General features: G+C 40.5%; 20 protein-coding genes, 1 pseudogene and 1 riboswitch. Of the genes and pseudogenes, 5 read left to right on the plus strand and 16 right to left on the minus strand.

Going from position 1 to position 22447, the window contains the following annotated elements:
- Positions 1-13: 13 nt before the first annotated feature.
- The 3 genes from L1999_RS26190 to L1999_RS26200 all read right to left on the minus strand — a co-directional run bounded on the left by L1999_RS26190 (position 14) and on the right by L1999_RS26200 (position 1503).
- Positions 14-250, minus strand: a complete 237-nt coding sequence (locus tag L1999_RS26190; RefSeq protein WP_235741194.1) for a dTDP-4-dehydrorhamnose 3,5-epimerase family protein — start codon at positions 248-250, stop codon at positions 14-16.
- Between the two features lie 582 nt (positions 251-832).
- Complete coding sequence (locus L1999_RS26195) at positions 833-979, minus strand: hypothetical protein (protein ID WP_235741195.1); 147 nt, start codon at positions 977-979, stop codon at positions 833-835.
- Positions 980-1338: 359 nt separating this feature from the next.
- Complete coding sequence (locus L1999_RS26200) at positions 1339-1503, minus strand: hypothetical protein (protein ID WP_235741196.1); 165 nt, start codon at positions 1501-1503, stop codon at positions 1339-1341.
- 50 nt (positions 1504-1553) lie between these two features.
- A riboswitch (cyclic di-GMP riboswitch) is annotated at positions 1554-1640 on the minus strand.
- A 188-nt stretch (positions 1641-1828) separates the two neighbouring features.
- Between L1999_RS26200 and L1999_RS26205 the strand changes: the two genes are divergently transcribed.
- A complete protein-coding gene (locus tag L1999_RS26205; RefSeq protein WP_235741197.1) occupies positions 1829-2578 on the plus strand; it encodes a M15 family metallopeptidase in 750 nt (249 codons plus the stop codon).
- A 136-nt stretch (positions 2579-2714) separates the two neighbouring features.
- Here L1999_RS26205 and L1999_RS26210 read toward each other — a convergent pair whose 3' ends face one another.
- From L1999_RS26210 to L1999_RS26230, 5 genes and pseudogenes are all read right to left on the minus strand, one after another.
- On the minus strand, positions 2715-3896 hold the full coding sequence (locus tag L1999_RS26210; protein ID WP_235741198.1) for a toxic anion resistance protein: 1182 nt from the start codon (positions 3894-3896) through the stop codon (positions 2715-2717).
- Positions 3893-4549: a 5-bromo-4-chloroindolyl phosphate hydrolysis family protein gene (locus L1999_RS26215; RefSeq protein ID WP_235741199.1), complete on the minus strand. Its 657-nt coding sequence runs from the start codon at positions 4547-4549 to the stop codon at positions 3893-3895. Before L1999_RS26215 ends, L1999_RS26210 begins: the two co-directional genes overlap by 4 nt.
- Before the next feature lie 346 nt (positions 4550-4895).
- The gene (gene gloA2 / locus L1999_RS26220; RefSeq protein ID WP_235741200.1) at positions 4896-5282 is read right to left on the minus strand and encodes an SMU1112c/YaeR family gloxylase I-like metalloprotein; all 387 of its coding nucleotides are present in this window, start codon (positions 5280-5282) and stop codon (positions 4896-4898) included.
- A 121-nt stretch (positions 5283-5403) separates the two neighbouring features.
- The gene (locus tag L1999_RS26225; protein WP_235741201.1) at positions 5404-7404 is read right to left on the minus strand and encodes a galactosyltransferase-related protein; all 2001 of its coding nucleotides are present in this window, start codon (positions 7402-7404) and stop codon (positions 5404-5406) included.
- A gap of 27 nt (positions 7405-7431) precedes the next feature.
- Positions 7432-8243, minus strand: a pseudogene (locus L1999_RS26230) (UTP--glucose-1-phosphate uridylyltransferase).
- Positions 8244-8616: 373 nt separating this feature from the next.
- Here L1999_RS26230 and L1999_RS26235 point away from each other — a divergent pair.
- Both L1999_RS26235 and L1999_RS26240 read left to right on the plus strand, forming a co-directional pair.
- Entirely contained in the window at positions 8617-9525 is a 909-nt protein-coding gene (locus tag L1999_RS26235) for an ROK family protein (protein WP_235741202.1), read from the plus strand.
- Positions 9526-10021: 496 nt separating this feature from the next.
- On the plus strand, positions 10022-11416 hold the full coding sequence (locus L1999_RS26240; protein WP_235741203.1) for a S1C family serine protease: 1395 nt from the start codon (positions 10022-10024) through the stop codon (positions 11414-11416).
- Positions 11417-11599: 183 nt separating this feature from the next.
- On the opposite strand, the gene L1999_RS26245 is transcribed toward L1999_RS26240, so the two are convergent.
- Positions 11600-12208, minus strand: coding sequence for a transposase (locus L1999_RS26245; RefSeq protein ID WP_235741204.1), 609 nt, complete (start codon positions 12206-12208; stop codon positions 11600-11602).
- A 273-nt stretch (positions 12209-12481) separates the two neighbouring features.
- Between L1999_RS26245 and L1999_RS26250 the strand changes: the two genes are divergently transcribed.
- Positions 12482-12736, plus strand: coding sequence for a hypothetical protein (locus tag L1999_RS26250; protein ID WP_235741205.1), 255 nt, complete (start codon positions 12482-12484; stop codon positions 12734-12736).
- A gap of 70 nt (positions 12737-12806) precedes the next feature.
- Here the strand turns inward: L1999_RS26250 and L1999_RS26255 are convergent, their stop codons facing one another.
- The 6 genes from L1999_RS26255 to L1999_RS26280 form a co-directional block, all read right to left on the minus strand.
- On the minus strand, positions 12807-13250 hold the full coding sequence (locus L1999_RS26255) for a ferritin-like domain-containing protein (protein WP_235741206.1): 444 nt from the start codon (positions 13248-13250) through the stop codon (positions 12807-12809).
- A gap of 223 nt (positions 13251-13473) precedes the next feature.
- On the minus strand, positions 13474-14379 hold the full coding sequence (gene galU, locus L1999_RS26260) for a UTP--glucose-1-phosphate uridylyltransferase GalU (RefSeq protein ID WP_235741207.1): 906 nt from the start codon (positions 14377-14379) through the stop codon (positions 13474-13476).
- A gap of 235 nt (positions 14380-14614) precedes the next feature.
- Positions 14615-15919 carry a putative bifunctional diguanylate cyclase/phosphodiesterase gene (locus L1999_RS26265; RefSeq protein WP_235741208.1) on the minus strand — a complete coding sequence of 435 codons (1305 nt, stop codon included), beginning with the start codon at positions 15917-15919 and terminating at the stop codon, positions 14615-14617.
- A 166-nt stretch (positions 15920-16085) separates the two neighbouring features.
- Entirely contained in the window at positions 16086-17057 is a 972-nt protein-coding gene (gene galE, locus L1999_RS26270; RefSeq protein WP_235741209.1) for a UDP-glucose 4-epimerase GalE, read from the minus strand.
- Positions 17058-17191: 134 nt separating this feature from the next.
- Positions 17192-18508 (minus strand): ammonium transporter, encoded by a 1317-nt coding sequence (locus tag L1999_RS26275; protein WP_235741210.1) that lies wholly within the window; start codon positions 18506-18508, stop codon positions 17192-17194.
- The gene (locus L1999_RS26280; RefSeq protein WP_235741211.1) at positions 18508-18873 is read right to left on the minus strand and encodes a P-II family nitrogen regulator; all 366 of its coding nucleotides are present in this window, start codon (positions 18871-18873) and stop codon (positions 18508-18510) included. Before L1999_RS26280 ends, L1999_RS26275 begins: the two co-directional genes overlap by 1 nt.
- A gap of 694 nt (positions 18874-19567) precedes the next feature.
- Here L1999_RS26280 and L1999_RS26285 point away from each other — a divergent pair.
- On the plus strand, positions 19568-20866 hold the full coding sequence (locus L1999_RS26285) for an NCS2 family permease (RefSeq protein WP_235741212.1): 1299 nt from the start codon (positions 19568-19570) through the stop codon (positions 20864-20866).
- A gap of 67 nt (positions 20867-20933) precedes the next feature.
- Here L1999_RS26285 and L1999_RS26290 read toward each other — a convergent pair whose 3' ends face one another.
- On the minus strand, positions 20934-22199 hold the full coding sequence (locus tag L1999_RS26290; protein ID WP_235741213.1) for an MFS transporter: 1266 nt from the start codon (positions 22197-22199) through the stop codon (positions 20934-20936).
- Positions 22200-22447: the final 248 nt, after the last annotated feature.

Here is a 22447-nt window from a genome sequence, read left to right on the forward strand (position 1 = left end):
TCCATATATAAAATTATTCTCCATTTCCGAAAGGAGTGGTGACTGTTGATCTTTTTTTGATAAGATGTAAACCTCTTAGGGTTCCTTTGGAAGATGAAAAGGAATGGTTATCCTGGACAAAGTGAATCTTGATTCCTGCTTTCTTCAACCAATCCTCGCTGTAAGTTTCCATAAACCAGCCACGATGGTCACCAAAGACCATCGGTTCGATGATTTTGACTCCCGGTAATGGAGTTTCTGTTATTCCCAAATTTCACCACCTCTTTTACCTTATGCTCTGTGTTCGCATTTTGACCAACCTATTTTTGGACCAATTTTTGTTGAATTTTTTCTGTAGGTGGATGAATTACAACTATTTAAGAAAAGCGAAAGAAGCACCTTGACTGGGACGACAGGCATATGACTAGCCGGTGAGAAGGCTGCTCTCGAGTTAGCCTTTGACCCCCTAACCACTACGCCCTGGAGATGGACAATTTTGAAGTTGAAAATTTAATTAAAAATTTGAGGTGACAAATATCATTTTGTTATAGGGGGATAGGTCTAAAGACTTGGAAGAATTTTGGAATGAAAGGGTTTTTCCAACAGGTTATTAACATATTTAGAGATACTATCCACAGTCAAGTGTGAGATATCAACAATTACCCGGTACTTATTCACACTTTATGTGGATATCTTCTGAATATTTAGCGGTCTTTCACAAGTATTTTCAGATATTCACAATTCGGTGTGAAGTATCCACAAAATACACAGTTTTATCCACAAAACCAGGTTATCTATCCACATTCCACTCCGTTTTGTCCACAAAAAAACCTAGACTTAGATCTAGGCCTTTTCACTCACTTTGTTGTTGTTCATCCTGGCTTGTTGACTCGTTCGTTTGTTCAACAATTTCCTTTAGTTCACCAGTATCCCCTTTGGCATTAATAATTTCAAAGATCTGGTTCAGCCCTTCACTTGTTTCATCATTATTCTTTTTCATGTAGCTCTCCTTTGTGGTTAAATTTCCGTTTGGAAGGATGTCGAAAACATTCTTGTCCACCTTGACAATTTTCTTCTATTTTCACTATTAGTATTTGCTATTCTTGAAGAAATAATAGATAGGGGGACAGAAAATAATGTATTTTGAATTATTGTTAGATGCCATACTCGGTGAACGACAACTATTCCATATTATCGAATGCCCTGTCTGTGGTCTGGAGGAGATTTATTACGAACATAGTGTGACCAAAAGATTGATTGGCCGCGCCTGCCGCAGTTGCAATTTTATTCAAAGATTCGAAAAATAGAAAAACGCCTAGGAGTCGATCCTAGGCTTCTTTTTACCATAATGATGATTGTTTACATTCTTAGACCAAGTTCGACCGCTTTACTGTTGTGGTACAAAGCTTTGACTTTTAGTTTCATTCTTAGCTCATCGTTCAAGCAATCCTGCTGCAACAGTTGGTTATGCCGATGCTGGAACAAATGATAATAGTATTGAACCTTAGTTAGTAGTTTTAACACATGAAAACCTCCTCAATTGTCGTTTACATAAATCGCAGGAGTTTGTCGTGTTCGGTAACTGGCGAGCATCGTTTAGAAAAACCTAAGCCCCTGTAGTTTTGCGTCACCATCTTTCAATGGTTTTGCCGTTTCGGACGATTTATGTGCTTATAAAAAACTATAAGGAACGTTTTTAGAAAATAAAAGAGGCTTTCGTCCCATCGACCCGTTCTATATTTTATGTAAAAAATCCTAACCTTATTACACTAGCGATTTTAATGTTTTAAAGTCTTTCAATGTGTCCATGATAGTAAGGAAGTACTTTTTATAAAAGAGGACGGTTATTATGACAAAATTACCTTTATTAATGACCATTATGATTGTAATTGCCTCTATGCTGGCTGGCTGTTCAATGAAACAAAATTTTGTTGAAAATCAGTCAACTGCTCCCAGTAAAAATGTGGTCGACACTACGACCTCAAAAAATGAAAAGAAGAGCGTTTCGGTTGTTGCCAATCCGTCTGCAATACCTGTCTTGGTTAATAAAGTGAATAAGCTGCCTGCTAGTTATCAACCGAATGATTTAGTGGACCCTGACATTCCGTTTATTTTTAAAGCAAAAGTAGAGAAACGGAAGATGCGCAGCAGCGCTGCTCGAGCAATTGAAAAATTGTTTATCGGAGCCAAGCATGATGGCGTCAGCCTTCTTGGCGTTTCTGCTTATCGCTCCCACGCCGCTCAAGTGGCTGTGTTTAATCACTATGTAAGTATTGATGGCGTTAAAGCGGCAAAGACTTATAGTGCGGTGCCAGGCACCAGTGAACACGAGACTGGTCTTGCGATTGATGTAACGGGCGGTGATGGAAAGTGTGCGGCCGAGGACTGTTTTGCCGGGACCTCTGCGGCAAAGTGGCTGGAGAAGCATGCTGACGAGTATGGCTTTATCATCCGTTACCCAAAAGGAAAGGAAGACATTACTGGCTACCAATACGAACCATGGCACCTGCGCTATGTCGGCAAATCAGTTGCACAAAAAATCATGAGTAAGAAAATCACTCTCGAAGAATACCTCGAAACCATCCAAGTAAATAAATAGAACTTGCGGTGCCTGTCACCATTAGTAACACCTAGATAAGAGTAATGGTGACAGGCACCATATAAACAGCACTATAAAAATACGGGGGTCCCCACTGCGTGTATGACCATGCAGTGAGGATCACCGTTTTCTTTTATTATTTATTTCCCTTTATTTCTAAGAGTTTTAGGCGCAGGTCGTTTTCCATGTTGGCGAGTTCTTGTTCAGCAAGCCGGCGTTTGTGGCGGCCTTCTTCTTGGATTCGCATCGTTTCTTCTAATGTGGAAATTAAGCTTTCCTGTGTCTTCTTTAATGTTTCGATATCCACAAGACCGCGTTCATTCTCTTTGGCGGTTTCAATCGTATTCGTTTTTAACATTTCTGCATTCTTTAATAGAAGTTCATTGGTGGTCTTTGATACCTGTTTCTGCGCTTCCACGGCATGACGTTGACGGATTAAGGTTAACGCAATGGCTACTTGGTTCTTCCATAACGGAATGGCCGTCATGATCGACGATTGGATTTTTTCCACCAGCGCCTGGTTTGTATTTTGAATCAAGCGAATCTGCGGTGCACTTTGAATCGTGATTTCCCGGCTTAATTTCAAATCATGGAGACGCTTGTCTAAACGATCCGCGAATTGAATCATATCATTGACCTCTTGAAACTTCATTTGGTCGTTAGTTGTTTCGGCTTCTTTTTTCAACTGCGGAATAATCTTAGCTTCCATTTCTTCAAGCTTGATTTCCCCCGCTGCAATATAAATATTAAGGGCATGAAAATATTCCTTATTCGTTTCATATAGCTGTTCGAGCAGTTTAATATCCGATAGAAGCACATTCTTACTACGGTCAAGTTTCACACTGATTCGGTCAATTTGCGCTCCTGTTTTTTGGTATTTGGACAGAACCTCCTGAATGGATGTTGAAATTTTCCCAAACATACGTGCAAACAAGGATGGCTTCCCATCCTTTAATTCATCCGGATTGACCTCATGTAACCTTTTCATCAAATCGTTAATGATTTCGCCTATTTCACCCACATCCTGTTTCTGGACATGTTCCAGCATCGTATGCGAGAACGATAACAGCTTTCCTTGTGCTTGGGTGCCGTAAGAAATCATCGCCTGGTGGTTGGTCGGGTCGATTTGCTCGGCAAGCTGGTAGGCCTTTGCCCGATTTTCCTCAGGGATCACATCAATTAACTTGACTGGTTTTTGTTCGCCTGTTGGCAGTGTCTGCTTTTTGGCAAGATCTAACGTGTCGGAATCGCCAAACGGGTTGGCAAGGATATCATCTAGCAAGTCGCCAGTTTTCGGTATTGGATTTTGTTCACTCATTTTAGCCACCTATTTTCTTCAGGAAATTTCAATTCTTTTTTCTTTTGAATCGTATGTTTTGCGACATCTATTTCGAAATTTAACGTATCGATATCATCGGAGATGACTCGGTATAAATCCTCTTCCACTACTTTAGATAATTCATTTAATGTTCTTCGAGTTTCAATAAGAGATTGACTGATTTCTCTGTTCTGTTTTGGCTGTGATGAAAGGAAACTGTATTTTTCGGTGAGCTCAACGAGTGAGTCAAGGTGTGAAAAATAAAATTCCTCTGCTTGATAAAATCGTTTCGGTTCTTTCATCGTCATCTTGTGTATTTTTTTAGTAATTCGATTTATGTCGATTCGTTGTTTGACGGAGTAAATATCACGAATTTTAAAGATGCTTTTATTTAAGCGTTTGATTTTCTGTTTTGCCTCTTTTAGGTTTTTCTGAATGTACCGGTATTCCTTCCTTGTCAGCTGATGCTTTTTCAAATAGCCGGTGTTTTGAACTAACGTCAGAATCACATGGGTAAGCGCCCCGCCAAGAATCGCAAATAAGGTGGAGGACCAGAATGTGAAATCGAGCGGAAAGAAGCAGATTAACCATGTAATAACAGTGACGGGAACGGCCACAAACGAGCGAATTAGGAATGCAGCAATTGGGTTCATATTGGATCGACTCCTGACTTAATATCCTTTATATAGATACGAAATAAGCAAATAAATGTTTCACATCCTTCAAAAACTCTTTGAATTAGAAGAATATGACATTCACTACTTCCACAATACACGAAAAAACTCCTTCCCGCCATAGACCACAAACGGAAATAAATCTACGACTTAAGACGTATTTATGCTCAAAAAAGTTACATTTTGGGGAGGTGGGAGTGGATGGATGAATGGGGTGGGGAATAGATGGGATTCACCTGTAATCTGAGTGCTGGTAGTGCTAATGGTGACAGGCACCAAAAACGGCAGAGAGGTTGTCCTCTCTGCCGCTTTAACTGACAATCTTTTAGCCCTCATACAGTTCAATTGGCAATCCATCCGGATCGGCAAAGAAGGTGTATTTTTTGTTAGTGATTGGATCCATTCGGATTGGTTCTACTAAAATATCATGATTCACTAACTCGGCTACTTCTTTCTCGATATCCTCTACCTCAAAAGCTAAGTGTCTTAACCCAACTGCTTCCGGACGATTCGGCCTTGTTGGCGGGTTTGGAAATGAAAACAGCTCGATTTGGTATTGTCCTCCGACTTCTAAATCCAGCTTATAGGACTCCCTTTCCTCTCGGTACACTTCTCTTATTGGTGTAAGACCTAAAATTCTTACATAAAAATCCTTTGATCTTTGGTAATCGGAACAAATGACAGCCACGTGATGAATCTTCTTTAAATTCATATGTTTTAATCCCCCTTATATAGTTATCACATCAAAACTCCTGCCTCCAATTAATAGTATATAAAAAAATGCCCCCATACGTGGAGGCTTTACTGAACTATCATATAAACTATGTTTTGATTTACTTACTATTAGGAAAGACCTTATTCCATTTCTCATTATCTAGTTCCCAATAAATCATTTTGTTATCATCCATAAACACGATTGTATGTTTTCCGTTCGGAAGTTTACTTGCCATTAATGGCTCTATATTATCAAGTTGATAGATAGTTGGGCCATACCAAGGGAAGCTATCTTTATTGTTGTTTCGCAGCCAAAATCCAATTCCACCGGTCTTTAGTTTACAAATTACACCAAATTGACCTGAAATATTTTCAAAAAATATTGGATTTCCGGTAACACCTTCAGCAAACTTCTTACTTTTATTCCATTTCCCATTAGGATCCTGATAATAGTGGACCAAGGAGGAACCTGACCGAACCACAATCTCTGAATGCCCAAATTTACTTGTAATTGGAAGAGACACTGAATAATTATTTGAATTATCTTCATACCATGGGTATTCCCTGCTTTTATACTGTTTTGTATTATGTTCATGTTCCATACTAAGGATTAGCTTCCTGACGGGATCAGCTTGATCTCGAATTACAGGATGACATAGACAACTATTCTCCGCTTTATTTAGACAGGAAATCATTTCTTCCACTGTAAAATAAGGCCGATATCGTATCATCTTTTCGTCCATTTTGTTTGGATAACTTTTTACCCTGACTCCAAGTTCCACCGCCATGTTTACGAAAAATACCTCATCCGTACCAAAAGAAGTCGTTTCTATTAAAGCAGTTTTTAACTTTTGTTTTCTTTCTGGATCAAGTAATGCTTTCACTACTGGTCTGGAAATTACCTGGCCCACATTGAAAACTCCGTAGAAGGGTTTGAGATTAAATATTGCTTTCCACCTTTTTTTATCTTTCTTAAGTTCTTTTCCAATATACCAATCTTCTTCAGGAATTCGCAGCTTGACCGCCATATAGTCGGCATCTTTCATTTGAGTTTGAATAAATTCCTCATAACCTTTTTTAACGAACAGTGCATCGGAATCGATATTAATAAAATAGTCATACTCAATCCCCAACTCTTCTAACCATTCCATTACTTCCATAAAATAAATGGTCGTCCATCCCCGCTCTAACTTATGGCTAGATGGACAAACGGGTACACCTAGCCCCTCACAAAGAGTTGGATCATTCCCTCCGTTATATAAAACCATTGTACTGTCGGGGCAATAGTATCGGACATTGTCAATTAACTGCTTGACTAATTCTCTATCTTTATGAACAAGGATGGCAAAACAAATTTTGCTTTTTGGAGATTCTGGTAATATATTTTCATAATTAACTAGTGTATGAACTTGGTCTTCTTCTTGTGTACTTTTCCGTTCCTCAATAAGTTTCTTCATTTTCTCCTTATTTCCGCTTGCACGTTCATAACGTCCAAGAAGTTTAGCATTTGCTTTACCGTTCGGATTTGATTGATAGCTTGAACCCGGGTGCCATAGGTGATAGACTTTCCCCTTCAAATTTATTAGTTTGCCACACATCGTCCGAGCTGCATGGGAAAAAGCATCATCTTCCCCGCCCCAACCAATAAATCGCTCATCAAAACCTCCGACTGCTTCGAAGTTTTCTCTAGAAATGACAAAGAGTTTTCCAGCAAATCCTTCATAGACCCAATTTGATTTATAATATTCTCCAGATTTTACATCTATTGGCCATTTTGGTTTTGTCTTGAGTAATCTCTCCGTACCTTGCACTTCAATATTATAGACTTCTGTAAAAGGAACAACAAAACCTCCTTTATTGAGTGATTTTATCGCCTCCACAATCAGGTTCGAGTCATAGACCACATCCGCATCCGCTATTACGAAAATATCTCTTGTGGCTTTTTTAGCTGCCAGGTTAACAGCCTTAGATTTATTAATTTCCTTACCAGACATTAATCCTAAACATACTTCTGCTTCGGGCATGACACTAGCATAATACCGTTTAATCCATTCAAACGCCTTTGCTCTTGGGCCATAATCCGATTGGAAAGGAATAATGATTGAAACTTTATCTAACACAATAACGCTCTCCTTTTCATACGAAATTTAATCGTGTGATAATTTCTCACCCATTATTTTCATAAGTTCTACATATTCCTCAAATTTCCCGATATCATACCGATCCCCAGATATGATTTTTCCATAGATTGGTTCTATCCCTAGCAAAATTTTAATGGCATCTGTGAGTTGAAGTTCTCCGTCAACACCTAAATCTAGATTCTCAAGGCATTCAAAAATTGTTGGGGTAAAAATGTATCTTCCGATAACAGCTAAATCCGAAGGAGGATTCTGCTTAGGCTTTTCCACTATATTTTTAATTTCAATGAGGCTGGTATTATTTGCACCTTGTATCACCCCATAATTTTTTAATTGGTCTTGATTTACTTTCTTTAGTCCTAGAACACTACTGTTTGTTTCCTTATATACATCTATTAACTGTTTAAGAGCATGGGCTTCATTAGCAATGACAAAATCATCTGGTAATAGGACTCCAAACGGTTCATCTCCTACAAATTCTTTTCCCAGTCGTATCGCATCACCAAGTCCATTTGCATAGTGTTGTTTTATAAAGCAAATGTCTATTTTTGGTGGTTCTAAGCGCTCAAGCATATACTCTTTATTTTTGCTTTTTAAAAAAGCCTCTAACTCCACTGAACGATCAAAATAGTCCAAAATAGCATTTTTCGAATTGGAAACGACGATTAATAATTGTTTAATACCTACTTCCACTGCCTCCTCAAGATATGATGGATGGCCGGTTTTAAACCTAACGGAAACATTTCTTTGGGTATTGCTTTTGTTATAGGAAGACACCGAGTTCCGTATCCTGCAGCAGGGATAATTGCCTTTTTCACCATAAGTTTTCCTCACCCTATTTGTTTTGTAATTGCGGAAGATATATATCTTTGAAGAAAATTAGATTAATAATAATGCTAGCTTTTTATAAATATGTAGCTTGACAGCAAATGGCAACGGCTTGAACACAATCTCACTCAAAAATAAGCAATTACCGTAAGGGAGCACGGGTTAATTTGTCCCTGTCAAATAACCTCCGACTTGCATGTTCTAAAAATTACTTACTGAACTGCAGATTTGTTAAATAATACGATGACCATTGTACTTAACGAATGCCATCAACTTAAAAGTAGTAATGAATGTTATATCCTGATGAATACCCTAATAGAGAATAACATTATGAGAATCCTAACCCACTAGACAAGGGGGAAAATAGTGAATAAATATATTGCTTTTGATATTGGCGGGACACAAGTGAAGCATGGTTTATTGTTAGAGAATGGATCCATTCTTTCCAAGGGAAGCTATGATACCCCCTCCACAAGCCTCGAAATGTTTATTGAAAAAATAGTAAATACCGTTAAGTCCTATCCAGAAAATACTAGTGTGAGTGGTGTTGCCATTAGTTTGCCAGGTTATATCAACCCACATACGGGTTACTCAGAACGAGCAGGAGCTATATCAGTATTAGATGGTCAGAATCTTAAAATATTGTTAGAAACCGCAATTTCACTGCCTGTTGAAATTGAAAATGATGGGAACTGTGCTGCTATAGCAGAAAAAATAAGTGGGAACGCAAAAAATTGTACCGATTTTATCTGTGTAACAGTTGGTACTGGAATCGGTGGAGGGATTTTTATAGATGGGAAACTTGTGCATGGGCACAGTTTTAGAGGCGGTGAATTTGGTTTTATGATTACCGAGTCAACAGAGAATGTATGGAATAATAATGCTTCTACAACTGCCTTAATAAAGTCCTATAAAAAGCTAAAGGGTATTAATGAAACCAAAAAGGTGGATGGCGAGACCATTTTCCTTAAAGCCGCTAAAGATTCTTCAGTGAGAAGATTAGTGGAGCGTTGGGTAAAAATCCTTTGTTATGGAATTTATAACCTGGCTGCAACATTAAATCCACAAAAAATTTTAATCGGCGGCGGGGTACTCGGCCAAGAAGGTTTAATAAAAATGATTAATAATCAACTTGACCGCCTTTATTGGTGGAAAGATATTAAGATTCCCGTCGAAAGTTGTAAACATCAAAATGATGCTGGAATGATTGGAGCTATGTATCATTTTCAACAAAAGCAACAAAGGGAATCTAACACCCGTGAACAGGACATTTGAATAAAGAATTAAGATGTTAAAAGATGATTTCTTTATTGAATGAGGCCACTGAAAAACTTACGTTTTTTATTTCTGTAATCTAAAATGAATACAAAAAGGCAATTTTCCGTCTGACATTTAGGCGGAAAATTGCCTTTTTCCTTCTCTTTTTTTATGTGCTTTGTGTTGCATCCACGATAATCTTGATTTTAGATCACTTGGATACCGCCTAAACACTTGATAATCCTATTATCTAGTAAAAAAGCAGTTGATAGTTCATTTGATAGTTTCAACTGCCTTTTTAAATTTGGGCTATTTCAGTGGCCTCTTATTGAATAGGGGTCCTCTTTTTTTATATTCCCATTGATAATTAGCTTTTTACCGACCCTCGAAATTAGTTCTTTAGACCTAAAGAATTTTCATCAAATTTTAATAATTTAACATGAGACAATTTCCCAATCCCTTAACATCGAATATATTGCAGAGTAAATTTTAAAATCAACCAAGAGGTGATATTTTGAAAAAAAGGGCCTTTTTTACGATACCGATTAGTATCCTGCTTATTGCCGTAATTATTGCCTCCTTTTTCCTACTTAATATTCAACCAGCAGAAGGAAAAATTGCAAAAGCGCAAAAGCTGGCTGAATTCACGAAACCGGCAGTCGTCCGGGTCGTCGATTATGCTGTGGTCAGTTGGCAGTTTACTAACCCTAATGATCCTGAAGTGATTGCCATACTTGAACAGCTTAACAATCAATCGATAGTGGGCGGATCAGGTTCCGGTGCGATCATAAGCTCTGATGGCTATATTGTCACAAATGCCCATGTCGTAGAAGCAACACAAAAGAAAGATGAAGACATTGCCAATGAAGCATTCGAACAGGTCGTCACCACGGTTGCAGATTATTTTAAAGTGGATTATGAAACTGCCTATAATTATATGGTCAAGTACACCCAATATACGGATATTAAAAGAGTATTAAAGGTGGTTTTACCAGGTGGAGATGTCCTCGATGGAGAAGTTAAGAGCTACGGCGCCCCTATTAATGAAGGGAAGGACGTCGCTGTTCTAAAAATTGAAGGAAAAAACCTTCCGACTGTACCTCTTGGAAATTCAGATAATATTCAAAACCAAGATAATATTTGGGTCATCGGTTACCCAGCGGCAGCCGATTCTGACATTCTATCACCCGATTCATCCTTAGTCTCCTCGATGAACGCCGGTCAAATTTCTGCCACTTCGAAAAAGACAGAACAAGGAAGCCCGGTTATTCAACTTAATGCAGCCGCTACCCACGGAAACAGCGGCGGACCTGTCATTAATGAAAAAGGGCAGATCATTGGATTATTAACCTTTAGAGGAGATACGGTCAATGGTCAAGAGGTTCAAGGCTTTAATTTTGCGGTACCGGTCAACACGGTAAAGGAATTTGTGAACCAAGCCGGGGTAAGAAATACGAAGAGCGAAACGGATAAGCTTTATCAGGAAGGCTTGGAATTATACTGGGGCGGCTATTATAAACATGCTTTAGAAAAATTCGAAGCGGTTCAGCGGATTTATCCAAATCATTCTGAGATCAAACAATATATTGCCAATGCCGAGAAGAAGGTCGACAGCAGTAAAACGCTATGGTCTGATTACACAACCATATTCTATATCATCGATGGTGTAGCAGGATTGCTCGTCCTCATCCTCTTAGTGTTTACATTCGCAGGAGGCAATTCCAAAAAATCTGCTGCTGCGATTGCTGCATCAGCACCTTCCACAGAGCCGGCACCATCACCAGCGCCGCAGTCGCCACTGGAAAACACACTACAAGACCTAAATAAGGATGGCAAAATCGACGTCCAAGACATTCTCCTCGCCCTCCAAGAACATCAGAAAAATCAACAGAAAAAAGACGAAGAATAGGATGGTGCCTGTCACCATTTCTAACAAGGGTGTAGTGTTATCGCTACACCCTTATTTTCCGCTCCTTTGACTCTTTTACAGCAGTATCTGGCTATCCCACAATTTTAAACGAGTCATTCCCTACATAGGTGCCCACTTCTACACTCACACGATAACCGTCTATTCCTTTTAAGCCGATACTCGTTACTCGAGCCCACATCGGAACCATTCCCCTTCCAGCTTTAGAAGTTTGCCGTCTTCCCAGAAAAATTTATCAGTGGTTGAAGCATTCATGTATTGTTGGTAATTTTGCGCTGGGGGATTGGGAAAGTAAGAAAGAATATGTTTGGGGTCAATGAGTGGATGAACTTCGCCATAAACATAGCTTCGATAGCTGCTCCAGGGATAATCTTCGGGGCATGAAACCATCCCGGCCTCTACCGGATTCAGATGGATATATTTACTGACGTCAATCTCATACTCCCGGGAGTTGAGAAGCTCTGCACCATAACGCTTTTCATACACATGGCCAGTGAATTGATACTTTTTGTTAAAATATTTCGCGTATTTGGTATTGAGGTTTTTCATAATGATGCTTAGAGGGGTTTCAAGGGTTTCCAACTGGAGGTGGGTATGGTTGGTCATCAGGCAGTAGGTATGGAGATGAAAGGGGTAACGCACTTGCGTATCTGCGACTAATTCCAGATATCGCTCATAATCCTCCTCCTCAAAAAACAGCGAACTCTTCCGGTTTCCTCTGCTCGTCACATGATACTTCGCACCTGCAAACCACAAACGCACACTTCGAACCAATACAATCACTCCCTACTTAATAAATATAAATCCAAGATGAAAATAGTGCTTTCGGTGACAGGCACCTTTTCTCTCTTTTCCATTATACAAATATTTCCTATCCAAGCCTTCTGTTTATTAGGATGGTAACAAAATGTTCAAAGTTGGGTTATCCCATTGTCCGTAAAAGACGGTCAAGCTCGATTTTAACGATAAATGTATAAAAGGTCCTACGTCATAATATTTATTTATAAGGTAGAGGAAGTTACTCACACTCTTTTCAACAAAGGAGGAATGTCTCTGAAAATTGTCAGAATGCTTCAGCGAATAATCGGTGTCCTCCTCCTTGTGTACGGAGTCTACCTTATATTCGGTACACAGGAGTTCTTTGGTACCATCTTAATTATCCTAGCCTTCCTAATCTTTCCTAGCCTAAATAAGAAAGACCAAAGTGGTCATCATGATGATTATGACCACAATCTCGAATCAGCCTCCACACATGACCATTCCTACGAAAGCCACAATTCCGCCGGGGAAAGCGGTGACTAGAACTGTCTGTCCTGTTAAGCAAACAAGGCACAAAAATGCCCCCAATAAAAGTTCATCGGGGGCATTATCTCTATGATTTCCCTTTTGAAAAAAAATACAAAAACCAAACAGCATGATTTTGCTCATCTAGCGCCGCTCTTCTAAACGCCCCTTGAACCATTGGATCAGTGGCTTTATCGGCTATTTCCATATAAAAATCCACCGTTTTCTGCTCATCCTCAATCGCAGATTTTAAGCCTTTTACATAACTATTAGGACATTCTTCTATAATTTTCGGCTGAGGCGGCCTTCCCGTTAAATGTTGATAGATGTGAACAAACTGCTGATAATGTCTGACTTCATCCTCACGAATCTCCAAGATCTGCTCCCGCTCTTTTTTACTCGATGCCAAATTGGCCAATCTTGTATAACATTCAATCGCACTATACTCACCATTAATTGCTTGTTCAATTTCTTGAATCAATTCATTCGTCTGTCGATAGACGGCATCGTAATAATTGGTAAAAGGATACATAGGGAACCCTCCTAATTGTTCATTATACATACTATGATTCATGAGCAATTAGGTGTCTCCCCAGACAAACCCACCGGACCCGTCAAACATCAAAAAGCCGCAGCTGCAAGGGAACTCCCCTTACTAAGCCACGGCCTCTTTATGGATCCTTGTCCACCCAACGCGGACAAATGTACACGAATGGTGCCTGACACCATTAAATGATACCATTTAACGACACCATTTACACTTCTTGGATGTTGATTTTCTGTTTGTTTTCGTTTTCCTTGATGAGTTCTTTTAGAAATGCGATAAGTTCATCATGGATTTCTTCTTTTTGTAATGCGACCTCGATGGTGGTTTTGACGAAGCCGATTTTTTCGCCGACATCAAATCGTTTTCCCTCAAAATCATAAGCAAAAACGCGCTGGATCTGGTTGAGTTTATGGATGGCATCTGTTAACTGGATTTCCCCGCCAGCACCTGTCTCTTGAGCATCAAGGAACATAAAGATTTCAGGAGTTAAAATATATCTTCCCATGATCGCTAGATTAGACGGAGCCGTTCCTGGCGCTGGCTTTTCAACGAAATGTTTAACCTGATAGCGTCTGCCCTCTGGTTCCATTGGATCGACTATGCCATAACGATGCGTCTCATTCTCAGGAACATGCTGAACTCCAATGATCGAGGAGAAAGTGGCTTCATACTGATCAATCAGCTGTTTTAAACAAGGTGTTTCACTTTGGACAATATCATCACCTAATAAAACTGCAAACGGTTCATCGCCAATAAAGTTTCTTGCACACCAGACGGCATGACCTAACCCTTTTGGCTCTTTCTGACGAATATAATGAATATCCGCAAGGTTGGAGGTATAGTTTACTTTGCTTAATAAATCCCATTTTTCTTTTTCCATTAAGTTTTTCTCAAGCTCAGGGGCAAAATCAAAATGGTCCTCAATCGCACGTTTCCCCTTACCGGTAACAATAATAATATCCTCAATCCCTGAAGCAATCGCCTCTTCAACAATATATTGAATGGTCGGCTTATCCACAATCGGCAGCATTTCTTTTGGCATCGCTTTAGTTGCTGGTAAAAATCGTGTCCCCAGCCCAGCCGCTGGGATAATAGCTTTACGAACTTTTTTCACAGACGATCTCTCCTTCAAGTTTTATTCACATGTAAAATAATGACAATATTTTTATCTTTCCCCAATGAATGACAATCACTATAAACATTATACCATGTTCGTTTCAACAGCACCCATTTTATTGGCATAAACAGTCCGGAGACATTTACTCAAACCACTCCGTCTGATTCCTCATTGTACGCCATCCCTACTCGGACCGTGTCCTTGGAATCCGATTCAGCCTGCCACAGTCCTTTTAACAATAGCCATCCTCAATCCTGCGCTCAATCTCAACAATAGAATAAGTCAATTCCTCAAATGGAATCGGCCTGCTGATAAAAAAGCCTTGAATCAAATCACAGCCCAACCCTGCCCATTCAAAAAACTGAGCTTCCTCCTCAATTCCTTCAATTATAACCTGCAGCCCCAGATTGTGGGCCATCGTAATAATCGGAGAAATCACGCCGATATGCTTTTTATTTTTCAATAAACTTGAGACAAAGTTACGATCAAGCTTTATAAAGTCAATCGGAAGCTTGAGGAAATCCGAGAATGAAAAATAGCCATTTCCAAAATCATCCAAGGCAATTGTAAAACCCATTTTTTTCAAAGCAAACAAGGTTTCATTCACACTTTCTACTGTGTAAATTTCAATATTCTCGGTAATCTCCAATGTAATCTGCGCCGCTGGGACCGAGTATCTGCTTAGAATAGTGGAAGTTTCAAACAAAAAGTTATCTAGTAGTAGTTGATTGACTGACAGGTTAATCGAGTATTTCACTTTTGGGTCTGTCCCACTCGCAATATTTTTGCAGCATTCCTCAAAAACCCAATAAAACAGACCATTGACCAAACCAGCTAGTTCCGCATGGTCAATAAATTCTCCCGGGGTGATCATTCCTAAACTGGGGTGGTTCCAACGAATTAAAGCCTCGACGCCGGTTATTTTCTTATCCACCAAACTATACTGAGGCTGGTATTGAACAGAAAGCTGCCCTTTCTTTAGGGCATAGGGGAGATCATTTTCAATTAACATTTGCCGATAGGCCATTGGGTCAAGCCTGCCTTTGTAAAAAGAAAAGGTACTTTCTCCTCCCCTTTCGGCCTCATACATTTGTACCTTCGCAAGCGACATTAACTCATCAGCATCATCGGATCCATATGGATACATACAGATTCCCATATTACTGCCTACCGAAATCTGATGAACGTCCACGGTATATTTTTCGGAAACAACACGAATAATCCGTTCGCAGATGACCTTGCAGTCATGCTCGGTGATATCGACCAGGAAGATGGCAAAATCAGCACCATTTACTTTTATGACAGTATCAAGCTCGCGAATTGAATTTCTTAGCCTCGCGACCATTTTCCGCAACAGGACAGACTCCACCTCAAGATTTTTAGACGTTAACAATTCCGGTGGAATATGGATTCGAAGATAGCAAACGGCCGCTGACATAGTATATCGGTTGCAAAAAGCGAGGGTCATCTGAAGGCGTTCCTTCAACCTGTCCATTTTAGAAAATGGCTCTTCATTTTTTTCCACTATCTCATCCATACTGACCCACCTTTTCCAGCCTGCAGCCGTTTTTCCTTAAGTGTAACCTAAACCACTATGCCCAGCAATAACCAGATATCTTCCATTTTAAAAGAGATAGTTTATAGGAAGGATTATAAAAATAAAAGCAATGCGCCTCAAAAGCTGCATTGCTTTTTATTAAAAATTAATATAATTGATTTTGATGCCAATTCCAAGCATCGGCAATAATTTTTTCAAGACTGCGCTCTGCTTTCCAGCCTAATTCCGTATAAATTTTCTGCGACGAAGCCACTAATCTAGCAGGGTCTCCCGCACGACGTTCAGCCATTTCCACGTTTGCTTTGATTCCCGTTACCCGTTCACATGTCTCAATAACTTCTTTTACAGAATAGCCAAGTCCATTGCCTAAATTATACGTCTCAGTGGACTTCTCCCCTGATAATAAGGCTTCTAGGGCAAGAATATGCGCCTGTGCCAAATCGGTTACATGAATATAATCGCGGATGCATGTTCCATCGGCCGTATCATAATCCGATCCAAACACAGAAATTTTTTCCCGAGTTCCTAATAGCTGTTGCAGAATAATCGGAATTAAATGAGTTTCCGGATCATGGCTTTCACCAATAGCCGCTGATTGATGGGCACCCGCCGCGTTAAAGTAACGAAGCACCACATAGTTTAGCCCATAGGATTTTGAAAAATCAGCCAGCATCTGCTCAACCATCAGCTTGGAGTGTCCATATGGATTAATTGGAGCAGTCTTACTCTCTTCATCAATTAACTCCACATCAGGAATTCCATATGTAGCAGCTGTAGAAGAGAAAATAAAGTTTTTCACTTTAAATTTAATCATGACTTTAAGCAATGTTAAGGTAGACGCCACATTATTTTCATAGTATTTTAATGGATCAATAACGGACTCTCCGACCAAGCTATAGGCTGCAAAGTGCATAACGGCTTTAATAGGATAACTTCTAAACACCATTTGCAGGTCGTCTTCATTGCCGAGGTCCCCTTTAACAAAGATAGCTCGCTTATCAACGGCTTCACGATGGCCTGTTGATAGGTTGTCCAACACGACAACATCCTCTTTTTCTACTAATTCCTTAACGAGATGGCTACCAATATAACCAGCTCCGCCAACGACGAGAATCATATTCATTTCCCCTTAGCTAGAATTAAAAACCTTCATTATTATACCATTATTCTTAAAAAACAGCTTCTATAGGCCATTTACCAATTATTTCTACATCCAAAAAGACTGGATTCCTAAATGAATCCAGCCTTTACTTAAAATGAATTGCCTGTTTTTACTTTATTGCTAGAGGGCGGGGCCACCGTAATTCCTGTCGTTTCTTCAAAATTATACAAGCTTGTCGGAAGATCCGTAAACCGCTCCAATTCGTTATAAGCCGGAATACCGTGATACGACATATCCAAGCCCTCTTCCTCCTCGCGCTCGGTGGCGCGGAAGCCGACAGTCTTTTCGCATACCTTTGCTATAAACGTCCCACCCAGCAGTCCCCATGCCATCACAACAACAGCACCCAACAACTGGACAAGGATGAGTGAAACATGGCCAGTCGTTAATAAACCGTCCGTTTTATCAAACAATCCAACCGCAAGCGTTCCAAAAACTCCGCCGAACCCATGAACCGCCACAGCACCAACTGGATCATCCACCTTTAAATAGTCGACCAAAAGTGTGGCATAAATCACCAATAACCCGCTAACCGTTCCAATGATGACGGCGGACCATTCGGAAACAGTCGCACAACCGGCAGTAACAGCTACTAATCCGGACAACACTCCATTAATGGTCATACTCGGGTCAGCTGTACCGAACTTTTTCATCGTTAAAAATAAGGCAGCCGCCCCGCCGCTCGCCCCAGCAAGCATCGTATTAATCGCAATCGTTGCCAGTGCCGGATTGGATGCATCCAACGTACTTCCGGCATTAAAGGCAAACCAGCCAAACCAAAGGATGAAGGCCCCTGCTGATGCTAATGGGATATTACTTGGCGCAAATACATTTACACTGCCGTCGGAATTAAACCTGCCCTTCCTTGGCCCGAGCCATTTCGCCATCGCCAAGGCAGAAAAGCCTCCTAGCGCATGAATCGCTGCCGAGCCGGAAAAATCTTTAAAACCGAGGTTCGCTAACCAGCCGTCACGATTCCAAATCCAGTGGCCGGACAGTGGATAGACGACCACACAAATGATTGCCGCTGTCACGACATAAGCTTTAAAATTCATACGTTCTGCCACCGCGCCTGAAATAATCGAAAGACTCGCGACCGCAAAGCCCATTTGAAAAAGAACAAAGGCAACACTTGGTAAATGGACCGCAAGCGTCAATTTTTCCGGGCTGCCAAACAAGTTGGTTCCAATCATTCCAAAGGCATCCTTACCGAACATAACTGCAAAACCAACCATCCAAAACGCTAAAGCTCCAATTGTTAAATCAACAAAGATTTTCATTGTCACATTAACGGCATTTTTCGTCCGTACAAAACCGGCTTCCAGTAAACTGAAACCACCCTCCATAAACAATACCATTGCCGCCGCAAGAACCACCCAAACTGTATTGATATACGTGAGTACCATTATTGTCCCTCCCCCCGGTTTACTAAATCGTCAATATCATCGTCAAATGTTCCCGTCCGAATGTTATAGGCTTCAAGAATAGGATAGACATAGATTTTTCCATCGCCTTCCTCGCCGGTCTGCGCTGCTTTTACAACCGTCTGAATCGTGGAATCCACTAAATAATCGGAAAGAATAATTTCTAATTTCACCTTGGGATGCAGCGTGACCTGATAATTTTTCCCGCGGTACACACCTTTTGTATCTTTTTGTTTGCCTCGTCCCACGACCTGCGAAACCGTAAAACCTGTGATTCCGATACTTTTTAATCCTTTAATCGTCTCCGTTAGCCTTTCAGGTCTGATAATTGCCTCTATTTTTTTCATGGAAACACCTCCATGTTATATTTCCTAACATCAATATGATAAAATATATAACACTCCACCCCCATGCGTCAATTAATATTTTTAACCAATTTTTATATTCTGAATTTTCCTAAAACAGATGTTCTTAAGATTTAATGAAAATTTAGGTTAGTTAACTTACAATAATAGTACGAAATGTGAATTTGTTGCGGCTGTTTATCTGATTGCAACATCGAAGGATAAAACCAGCTTATATTTTTTCTATATGAACCATGTCAAGCATGTAGGTCGTCAATCAAGGGATCTTGTCTACTGTCTTTGGTTTTTCAATCCTGTTTCGGTCGTCAATCAAGGCTCTTGTCTACTGTCTTTGGTCTTTCAATCCTGTTTCGGTCGTCTTGTCTACCCGCTTTGGTTTTTCAATCCTGTCTAGGTCGTCAATCAAGAGCAGATAATGCTTCAGTTCGATTAGACCGGCTAAAGAGGACTGGCAGTACTGATCCCTTCATTAATGCTGATTAATTTTATGAACAAATGTCCTTCATTCCCATAATGAAGGGCTTTTCTTTTGCCAATTTTTGAATTTTTTATGTCCCTTACCTTGCGTAGCATGAGGAAAAATAGGGAAAAATAGAGATTACCTATTGATTGTCATTTTAAAAACGAATATTATAGTAAGGTTGTTAAAAATCGTTCGTATTTTGGAGGATCCCTTATGTTTAGACTGAAAGAAAATCATACGAATACAAAAACAGAATTGATGGCTGGCATAACGACCTTTTTCACGATGGTCTACATCGTCGTCGTCAATCCTGTCATATTAGCAGATGCCGGCGTCCCTTTTGAACAGGTCTTTTCGGCCACAATCATCGCTGCTTTGGTCGGAACCCTTTGGATGGGGTTGTTTGCCAATTACCCAATCGCCATCGCCCCGGGAATGGGATTGAACGCCTACTTTGCTTATTCTGTCGTGGGCGGCCACCAGGGAATTAGCTACCAGACAGCCTTCGCAGCCGTTTTCGTCGCTGGAATTATTTTTGTCATCTTGTCGTTAACACCGTTTCGGGAAAAATTGATTGAGGCGATTCCAGATAATTTAAAACACGGAATTACCGCAGGAATTGGTTTATTTATCGCCTTTATCGGTCTGCGTCAAACGAAAATCATTACAGCCCATCCATCTAATTTAGTGGGTTTGGGTGACCTTCATTCCCCTTCAGCCGTTTTAGCGATTGTCGGACTGGCTGTAACGTTGATTCTAATGGTCCTTAGAGTCAATGGGGCCTTATTTTTTGGGATGATTGTCACCGGAGTCATTGCTTTCTTTACCGGTCAGCTTTCCTTCAATAAAGGATTGATGTCGCTTCCATCTCTTCCAGAAGGATTGATGATTGGAAATCCGTTTACTGCATTTGGCGATGTCATTCACCACAGTCTTTATGCCGTTGTCTTTTCGTTTATCCTTGTGACCATTTTTGATACGACCGGAACAATGATCGGAGTGGCAAATCAAGCAGGGTTAATGAAGGGGGATAAGCTTCCGCGTGCCAGACAAGCCCTGCTGTCTGATTCGATTGCGACCATGGTTGGATCGATTTTTGGAACAAGCCCAACCACCGCTTTTATTGAATCGACTTCCGGTGTGGCGGCAGGCGGCCGTACGGGTTTAACCTCTGTAACCGTTGCTGCCTTATTTCTCCTTTCCGCTTTCTTTGGTCCACTTGTGAGTGCCGTGTCAGGGATTGCCGCCATTACGGCACCAGCGCTGATTATTGTCGGGAGTTTAATGATGGGCAGTATCGCGAAGATTAACTGGAGTGAATTAGATGAAGCCTTTCCTGCCTTCATTACCGTTTTAGCCATGCCGCTGACCTCCAGTATCTCAACGGGAATCGCTCTTGGCTTTATTAGTTTTCCCATTTTAAAATTGGTGAAAGGGAAATGGCGCGAAATTCATCCCTTACTCTATGTATTTGCCGTCTTGTTCTTTATTCAATTAGCCTTTTTGCAGTAATAAATTTAAACTGAAGCGCCTTGACCAAGGCTGAACGTAAAAAAAGAGTCCGGATCCGGACTCTTTTTTATGCTGTGATTTCACTTGGCTTTTTCGCTTCTTGGCGTTCTTCTTTTATAAAAATTCCGCCGATTAACCCGAGAAGTGAGAAAATAACTGGAATCATAAATCCATAATGATACCCCACACTTGCCGACGAAGCATGAAAGTGATCTAATACCTTACCAAAAATACTTGGCAGGAGTACCGCACTTAAAAAGCCCCCTGTATTGGCAAAGCCTGAAACGACACCGACTTCCCTTATATCAAACGACTTTCGAACAACCGCAAACGTTAACGAGCTGGAGCCATTCCCGTACCCAATCAGTAAAAAGAGAATGACAAGCATGTAGTAAGGCGGCTTTCCGCTAGAAAATAACACCAGCCAGCTGACAAACGCCAAAACATGGACCACGATAAACGGAACCTTAATCGAATCAAGTCTGCTTGAGATCCAGCTTGTCAGCGGTGCGCCCACTAAGGCGCCAATTAAACCAATCATAATGAGCTGGCTTGACTCTGAACGGGTCATATTATACACATGCATCCCATAAGGAACCGCCCATGAGCCAATAAATCCAACGTAGGTGCCCACTAATCCAAAGTGACAAAAGAAGGCAGCCCATGCCTGACGGCTTGAAAAAATTCGCCGCAGCACGACGATTGTCTTTTCGCGCGGTTTCTTTTGTTTCACTTTTACAGCACTATTTTTAAATATTTGCTTGGACTTTTTTTCGAGGACAACGTATAACAGCACAGCGCTTAAAACTAAAACGATTCCTGTTATAAAAAAGGGCGTGCGCCAGCCTGACAAAGAAATCCACGCGGAAAATGGAACGGTTGCGAGCAAAAACCCAAAGCTTCCGGCCATTCCGGCGATGCCGAGTAAGCCGACGAATTCTCTGACTTTAAACCATTGGCTTAAAATCAAGACAAGGTTTACCCAAATCGTCGCATCCCCTAATCCCGCCAATAATCTCCCCAAAAGGAGAAAAAACGCATTCGGCGCGAGACTGTAAATTAAGGTACCAATCCCATTCAATAAGGCACCGATGATCAGGAAGAAATTCGGCCCATACCGATCAGAGAGAATGCCAATCGGAATTTGAAATCCTGCATAAGCTAGAAATTGTATACTTGTCAGCAATCCAATCGTGGCAGCCGTTAAGTTGAAATCTTTCATTAACTGGTCAGAAATCAAGCCCGGTGCTGTCCGCTGACTGACGATTAAAAAATAGGTAAATAAGACCGAGGCAAAAACGACCCATCTATAGTTGCTAGTTTGTTTTTCCACTGTTCACGACTCCTGTTGTGATAAATTCTTTCCTATTATACTCCAATTTTGTCATAAGATTTTACTAATTTTAGGTGATGGCGTTTTCATTAAAAAAAATGATGAATTAGCCTCAGGGAGCTTCGTGTGTTAAAACATTCCTCTATTTTCCACCTCCCTCATTCTTTCAGAAAAATACAAAATATTTTTCAACTTCACGTGACAGACTTCGCAAATAGGATTAAAATCATCATTAAGCGAGAAAAGCG

The organism is Neobacillus drentensis (genome assembly GCF_021560175.1).
Classification (GTDB): domain Bacteria; phylum Bacillota; class Bacilli; order Bacillales; family Cytobacillaceae; genus Neobacillus; species Neobacillus drentensis_A.